Annotated in this window: 7 protein-coding genes and 1 pseudogene; 1 reads left to right on the forward strand and 7 read right to left on the reverse strand. The window is 70.2% G+C overall.

All coding sequences use genetic code 11. The annotated features are described in order from the left end of the window. From AC30N0_RS02020 to AC30N0_RS02045, 6 genes and pseudogenes are all read right to left on the reverse strand, one after another. Positions 1 to 291, reverse strand: a pseudogene (locus AC30N0_RS02020) (putative DNA modification/repair radical SAM protein); the annotation flags it as partial. A gap of 132 nt (positions 292 to 423) precedes the next feature. Continuing rightward, a complete protein-coding gene (gene pncB, locus AC30N0_RS02025; RefSeq protein ID WP_489516270.1) occupies positions 424 to 1,617 on the reverse strand; it encodes a nicotinate phosphoribosyltransferase in 1,194 nt (397 codons plus the stop codon). A gap of 80 nt (positions 1,618 to 1,697) precedes the next feature. Beyond that, the gene (locus tag AC30N0_RS02030) at positions 1,698 to 2,111 is read right to left on the reverse strand and encodes a hypothetical protein (protein WP_489516271.1); all 414 of its coding nucleotides are present in this window, start codon (positions 2,109 to 2,111) and stop codon (positions 1,698 to 1,700) included. A 76-nt stretch (positions 2,112 to 2,187) separates the two neighbouring features. Continuing rightward, entirely contained in the window at positions 2,188 to 2,505 is a 318-nt protein-coding gene (locus tag AC30N0_RS02035) for a non-heme iron oxygenase ferredoxin subunit (protein ID WP_489516272.1), read from the reverse strand. A 13-nt stretch (positions 2,506 to 2,518) separates the two neighbouring features. Further along, positions 2,519 to 2,989, reverse strand: coding sequence for an aromatic-ring-hydroxylating dioxygenase subunit beta (locus AC30N0_RS02040; RefSeq protein WP_489516273.1), 471 nt, complete (start codon positions 2,987 to 2,989; stop codon positions 2,519 to 2,521). A 24-nt stretch (positions 2,990 to 3,013) separates the two neighbouring features. After that, entirely contained in the window at positions 3,014 to 4,291 is a 1,278-nt protein-coding gene (locus tag AC30N0_RS02045; protein WP_489516274.1) for an aromatic ring-hydroxylating dioxygenase subunit alpha, read from the reverse strand. Positions 4,292 to 4,392: 101 nt separating this feature from the next. On the opposite strand from AC30N0_RS02045, the gene AC30N0_RS02050 reads away from it, so the two are divergent. Continuing rightward, on the forward strand, positions 4,393 to 6,498 hold the full coding sequence (locus tag AC30N0_RS02050) for a S9 family peptidase (protein ID WP_489516275.1): 2,106 nt from the start codon (positions 4,393 to 4,395) through the stop codon (positions 6,496 to 6,498). A 3-nt stretch (positions 6,499 to 6,501) separates the two neighbouring features. Here AC30N0_RS02050 and pcaG read toward each other — a convergent pair. Beyond that, a partial coding sequence (gene pcaG, locus AC30N0_RS02055) for a protocatechuate 3,4-dioxygenase subunit alpha (protein ID WP_489516276.1) occupies positions 6,502 to 7,111 on the reverse strand: 610 nt, incomplete at its 5' end.

The raw sequence follows: 7,111 nt of genomic DNA on the forward strand, positions 1-7,111 counted from the left end.
GTCGAGGGTCAGATGGACCACCTCTGCCACCGTGAATCGCGCCCGCGGCACGTTGCTGGACATGCGATTGACGCAGTAGAGGCAGTCGTACTGGCAGAAATTCGTGAACAGGATCTTCAGCAGCGAGATGCAGCGTCCGTCGGGCGCGTAGCTGTGGCAGATGCCGGAGCCCTCGGTCGAGCCGATGCCTCGCCCGCCCGTTGAATCGCGCTTCGAGGTCCCGCTCGACGCGCAGGAGGCGTCGTACTTGGCAGCGTCGGCGAGGAGGGCGAGCTTTCGGGTCAGTTCCATGGGCAGTTGCAGCGGACGGCCCGCAGCGAACTGTATGAATGTACAGCCCTACCAATCTCCTTGCGTTCCGCTGCCTGGGCCCACGCGTCGGCGCGTCGTCGCAAACAGGCGCGCCCCTGCGCGCGCCGCGCCCTACGCCGGGACGTCGAAGACCTGGCGCAGGTAGGCGAGGAAGGTCTCGTCGTCGCAGAGCAGCTTGCCCGGGCTGTCGGAGAGCTTGGCCACCGGCTGGCCGTTGGCCCGGGTCAGCTTCATGACGATGTGCAGCGTGCGCAGGCCCATGTCGTTGGTGAGGTTGGTGCCGATGCCGAAGCCGCACGGCGCCCGATCGGCGAAATGGCGGTAGAGGGCGAACGACTTCTCGAAGTCGAGGCCGTCGGAGAACACCAGCCGCTTGGTGCGCGCGTCGACGCGCAGCTTCTCGTAGTGGGCCAGCGCCTTCTCCCCCCACACGAAGGGATCGCCCGAGTCGTGGCGCAGGCCGTCGAACAGCTTGGCGAAGTAGAGGTCGAAGTCGGCGAGGAAGGCGTCCATACCGACGACGTCGGTGAGCGCCGTGCCCAGGTCGCCGCGGTACTCCTGGACCCAGGCCTCGAGGGCCGAGCGCTGGAAGTCGCGCAGGCGCACGCCGAGGGTCTGGAAGGTCTGCAGGTATTCGTGCGCCATGGTCCCGATCGGCACCAGGCCGAGGTCGCGCGCGAACAGCACGTCGGAGGCGCCCTTGAAGAACTGCGGCACCTCGCGCTTGAGCGTGGTCAGCACCTCGCGGTGCCACTGGCCGGAGAAACGCCGGCGCACGCCGAAATCGAAGAACTCGAACGGGGTCGCCCGCTTCGGCTCCCGGGCGAACTCGCGCAGTCGCTCGATCTTGGCGGCCAGCCGCGAGCGCCCTTCGCGCCAGGCCGCATCCGCGTCGAAGCGCCTGAAGTAGAGCTCGTTGACGATGGCCAGCACGAAGATCTCGAAGGCCATGACGTGGACCTGCGGCCCGCTCGCGACGATCTCCAGGCCGCGGCCGTCGGCGGCGGCCCGGGCGACGATGAAGTCGCGCTGGAAGTGGAAGATGCGCAGGAAGTGGACGAAGTCGGAGCGGATGAAGCGCAGCGATGCGAGGTACCTGAGCTCGTCGGGCCGGAAGTTGAGCGTGCAGAGCGCGTCGAGCTCGCGGTTGAGGTCGGGCACCAGCTCGGCGAGCGGGTAGGCCGGCTCGTTGCGGCAGAGGAAGGTGTACTCGGCCTCGGTCTCGGGGTGGCGATGCAGCATCGCCTGCCACATCGTGAACTTGTAGAGGTCGGTGTCGAGCAGGCTCGTGATGACGGGTTGCATCGGGGCTTTCGCAGCGCAGCGCCCGACGATAGCAAGCCGCTCCCGGGCCCGCACGGGTCCTGGACGGCGGCGCCGGACGCCTACTTCGACTTGCCGATGCGCAGCCGCGCCTCGAGGTCGGCCTGCTCGGCCGCGCGCGCCAGACGCGACCACTCGGCGAGCTCCTCGGTGGTCGCGTCCCAGTCGCTGCCGAAGAGCGTCGGGCCGAAGCGGTGCATGACGAGGGCGACCCGCGCCGCGTGCATGTCGCCTTCGTTGGCGAGCGTCACGAAGCGACCGTAGGCGGCAGCGTGGCGGCCGCTCCGAAAGAGCCGGCTCGCTTCGGCGAAGGTCGGCGCCGCGACGGCCTGCGGCATCGACCCGCGCGCCACCACCGGGCCGGCGATTAATCCCGTTGCCGCCGCCGGAGGAGCCGCCTGCAGCGACGGCGCCAGGGCGGCGGCCAGGGCGAGGCGGGCGAGGAAACGAAAGGCCGGGAAGGCGGGAGCGGTCATGGCGGCGTCCGTCGAGGCAGGCGGGAGTGCATGTCCCCCAGTACGGCACCGCTAGCAAGAACCGGACGCGTGCGCCTTAGTTATCTCCGACCCGGAGCTGGATGCGATCGCCCTCCAGCCGCACCGGGTAGGTGGCCAGCGCGACCTTGGCCGGGGCGCCGGTGGCCGCGCCGGTGCGCACGTCGAAGCGGCCCTGGTGGTGCGGGCACTCGATCTCGTGGCCTTCGAGGAAGCCGTCGCACAGGCGCGCCATGCCGTGCGTGCAGATGTTGTCGGTGGCGAAGACCTCGGCGCCGACGAGATAGATCGCGACCTGGCGGCCGGCGACGACGACCTCGATGACGTCGCTGGCGGCGAAGTCGTCGAGGCTGCCGACCTCGGTCCAGGTGCTCATGCGGGGGCTGCGCTCACAGGGGGTAGATGATGGAATTCGGGATCATCTCGCTGTCGTAGACGACAAGGCGCGACTCGAACTTCAGCCCGGCCGGCGTGCGCACGACGACGTCGAGGTAGCGGCCGACGTTGAAGACGGTGCTCAGCTCGCTGAGCTTGGTGCGGAAGACCGCGTAGTTGGCCTCGCTGCGGATGCGCCCCGGCTCGCTCGCCCGGACCAGCGGCGCGCCGACGACGTGGCGCTGGTAGTACGGGTCGTGGAACAGCGTCTCGCGGATGCCGTAGACGCGGTCCTTCAGCATGCCCTTGCTCTCGAACGACAGGGTCGCCAGCGGAAAGCCGCGCTCGTGGTTCTCGCGCGGGACCAGCCGGTAGCTGCAGACGTCGACGAAGAACTCCGGCCAAAGGTCCCAGTCGCCCGAGTCGACGGCGCTGGCGTAGTCGGCGTAGAGCTGGACGAGGTCGTGGTACTCGGCGAAGTCCATGGCGGGATCCGGGTGCGGATGCGCTCAGCGCTCAATTACCTCGCGCCAGTAGCGGTACATGCCGCGGATGTGGGTCTCGGTGACCATGTGGTCCGCATCCGCGACGTCGCGGCCGCCGAGCTCGGCGAGCGTGCGGTGCGACGGCCGGCTCTCGAACGCCTGCTGCGACAGCTCGATCACCTCGCCGTCGTCGGCCGACACGAAGCCGGCCGGCCCGAACAGGTTGGCCTGGCGCAGGCGGCGCTGCGTCATCTCCTCGCTGTCGTCGGCGAAGCCGAAGTGCGTCCACACGAAGTCGAAGGCTCCGTGGCCGTCGGGCTGGATGTGCCGCGTCGAGACGCTGTTGACCTGCTGCTGCAGGATCACGCTCGGGAAGATCGTCGTCATCACCGCCGTGGGCCCGTTCCACCAGGGCTCGGCGACGATGTCGAGGAAGCGCGGGTCCTCGAGCTGCATGTTCTCCTTGAAGCTGGAGACCTGGGTCACCTGCGCCGATTTGCCGCTGCCCTTGCCACCCTCGCCGCGCGTCGAGATCATCGCCGCGTGCCGATGGTGCGCGTCCATCACCAGCTGCGAGCGGTTGTCGGCGCGCCAGAGGCCGAAGGTCACGAACCAGGTGTGCAGAAGGCCCGGGTGGTACGGGTCCTTGATGTTTTCCTGCATCAGCTTCCAGTTGCCCGGGATGCGCTGCCGGTTGTAGCCGAGGATGCGCACGGACCGGCCGTCGAAGAGGCGGTCGAACCAGGGCACGATGGCCGGGCCGAGGAAGTCCTCGAGCGGCTCGACGTCGGCGTCGAAGGAGGCGAAGACGACGCCGCCGCGCAGCGCGACCTTCAGCTTGTTGAGGCCGTTGTCCTCGGTCCGGAAGTCGGCCGGCATCCCGCCCTGGACCTTGCCGTCCTGCCGGACGCCGCGCCGGAACGGCACCCCCTGCAGGTCGCCGTTCAGGGCGTAGTTCCACTGGTGGTACGGGCAGACAAACTCCTTGACCGTGCCGTGCCGGGCCCGGCAGAAGGCCATGCCGCGATGCGCGCAGATGTTCTCGACGACGTGGATGGCGCCGTCCTCGGCGCGGACCAGGATCACCGAGCGCTCGCCGACGGCGGTGCGCTTGAAGTCGCCCGGGTTCGGGATCTCGGCCTCGAGGCCGACGTAGCACCAGTGGCCGCGGTAGAAGAAGCGCTCCAGCTCGCGTTTGTGCAGGTCGGCGTCGGTGTAGGCAGCGAACGGGATCCGGCTCGTGCCGTCGCTTTCCCAACCCGGCGCCGTCGGAAACAAGGTGTCGAGCCTGCGCGTGTCCATGCAGGCAGGATATCGCGCAAGCCGATCCCCGGGACGGTGACCAGGAGGACGCCGCCCGGGTGCGACGAGAATGCCGGCCTTTGCCTACGCCGCCATCCGCCATGACCTCTGCCATCCCGCCCGGCCCTGCCCCGGCCCTGCTGCCCTTGCCCGAGCCTCCGCAGGCACCGCGCGAGCCGAAGGACGTGAGCCTCCACGGCGAGACCCGGATCGACGACTGGTTCTGGCTGCGCGAGCGCGACGACCCGCGCACGCTGCCCTACCTGCGCGCCGAGAACGCCTACGCCGAGGCCTGGTTCGCGCCGCATGCGGCCCTGAAGGAGGCGCTCTACGGCGAGATGTTCTCGCGCATCCAGCAGGACGACGACTCCGTGCCCTACCGCAAGGGCGCCTGGTGGTACCAGTCGCGCACCGCGACGGGCGAGCAGTACCCGCGCCACGTGCGCCGGCGCGCCGTCGGCGCCGAGCGCCGCGACGACCCGGCGGGCGCCGAGGAGACCCTGCTCGACCTCAACGAGCTCGCCCGCGGCCAGGCCTTCCTGCGCCTCGGCGTCGCCGCCGTGAGCCCGGACGCGGCGCGGCTGGCCTACAGCACCGACCTGACCGGGGGCCGCGACTACACGCTGCACGTGAAGGACCTGGCGACGGGCCAGGTGGATCCCTGGTCGATGTCCGCGGTGGCGTCGGCGACCTGGGGCGCGGACAGCCGCAGCCTCTACTACGTCACGATGGACGAGGCCAAGCGGGCGCACCGGCTCTGGCGGCACGTGGTCGGCAGCACCGCCGCCGACACGCTGCTCCTGGAGGAGGCCGACGAGCTGTTCGACCTGGGCGTCTCGCGCACCCGCGACGACCGGTGGCTGCTCGTTGCCTCGAGCAGCATGGACAGGGCCGAGGTCCGCGTCGCCGACGCCGCGGCGTCGCCCGAGGCCTTCGCGCTGCGCCTCGTGTTCCCGCGCCGCGACGGCATCGACTACGACCTCGACCACCGCGACGGGAGCTTCTACGTCCGCATCAACGACACCGGCCGCAACTACCGGCTGGTGCGCGTCGACGCCGCCGCGCCGGACCTGGCCGCCGCCGAGGAGCTGATCGCGGCACGCGAGCGGGTGATGCTCGACGACATCGACGTCTTCGCACGCCACCTCGTCGTGACCGAGCGGGTCGAGGGCCTGCTGCAGCTGCGCGTCGTCGACCTGGCCGCGGGCGGCGAGCACGCCGTCGCCTTCGACGAGCCGGCGTACAGCGTCCACGCCAGCGGCAACGCCGAGTTCGAGACGACGACCCTGCGCTTCGTCTACACCTCGCTGACGATGCCGGCGTCGACCTGGGACTACGACCTGCTGACGCGCGAGCGGGTGCTCAGGAAGCGCCAGCCGGTGCCCGGCTACGACCCGACGCTCTACGCCAGCCAGCGCCTCACCGCCCGCGCCGGCGACGGCACCGAGGTGCCGATCTCGCTGGTCTGGCGCCGCGACCGCAGACAGCCCGGGCCGCAGCCGCTCCTGCTCTACGGCTACGGCAGCTACGGCATCCCGCTCGACCCGACGTTCGCGCAGACGCGGGTGTCGCTGCTCGACCGCGGCGTCGTCTTCGCGATCGCCCACGTCCGCGGCGGCGGCGACCTCGGCCGTACCTGGTACGAGGCGGCCAAGATGGCGACCAAGGCGGTCACCTTCAGCGACTTCATCGCCTGCGCCGAGGCGCTCGTCGAGCTCGGCCTGACGACGCCGGCGCAGCTCGCCATCGAAGGCGGCAGCGCCGGCGGCCTGCTCATGGGGGCGGTCGTCAACGCCCGCCCCGAGCTGTTCAGGGCCGTGCTCGCCGAGGTGCCCTTCGTCGACGTCGTCAACACCATGCTCGACGAGACCCTGCCGCTCACCGTCGGCGAGTTCATCGAGTGGGGCAACCCGAAGCTTCCGGGGCAGTACGCGTGGCTGCGCGCCTACAGCCCCTACGACAACCTGAAGCCCGGCGCCTACCCGGCGATGCTGGTCCGGACCGGCCTCAACGACAGCCAGGTCGCCTACTGGGAGCCGGCGAAATACGTCGCCCGCCTGCGCACGCTGAAGACCGACGCCAACCCGCTGCTCCTGCGCATCAACCTCGAGGTCGGCCACGGCGGCGCCTCGGGCCGCTTCGATTCGCTGCGCGAGGTCGCCGAGGACAGCGTCTTCCTGCTGGTCGCGCTCGGCCTCGCGCCGTGAGCCTCAGAGGTCGAAGAACACCGTCTCGCCGTCGCCCTGCAGGCGGATGTCGAAGCGGTAGACCGCCGCTCCGCCGTCGGCCTTGCGGTCGAGCCGCTCGGCGATCAGCGTCTTGCGCCGGTCTTCCCACTCGATGACGTTCAGCACCGGGTCGTTCGCGTTGGCTTCGGCCTCGTCGGCGAAGTAGATGCGCGTGTGCAGGCCGAGGTTGATGCCGCGGGCGACGATCCAGGCGCTGATGTGCGGCGCCATCGGCCGGTTGTCGCGGCCCATGACGCTGCCCGGCTTGATCGTGTCGAAGGTGTAGACGCCCGTCTCGAAGTCGGTGCAGCTGCGGCCCCAGCCACGAAAGCTCGCGTCGAGCGACTTGCCCCCCTGCCGATCGGCCGGGTGCGCGTACCGACCCTCGGCGTTGGCCTGCCAGATCTCGATCAGCACGTCCTCCAGCACCGTGCCGATGCCGTCGAGGACACGGCCCTCGATGCGGATGCGCTCGCCCTTCGTGCCGTCCGCGACGAGGACGCTGCCGAAGTTGTTCTCGAAGATGTCGAAGCCGGCGGCCTGCGGCGCCAGGCCGATGTGGACGTAGGGACCGGCGGTCTGCGATGCGGTC

This window comes from Rhizobacter sp. (assembly GCF_031412495.1).
Lineage (GTDB): Bacteria > Pseudomonadota > Gammaproteobacteria > Burkholderiales > Burkholderiaceae_C > Schlegelella_A.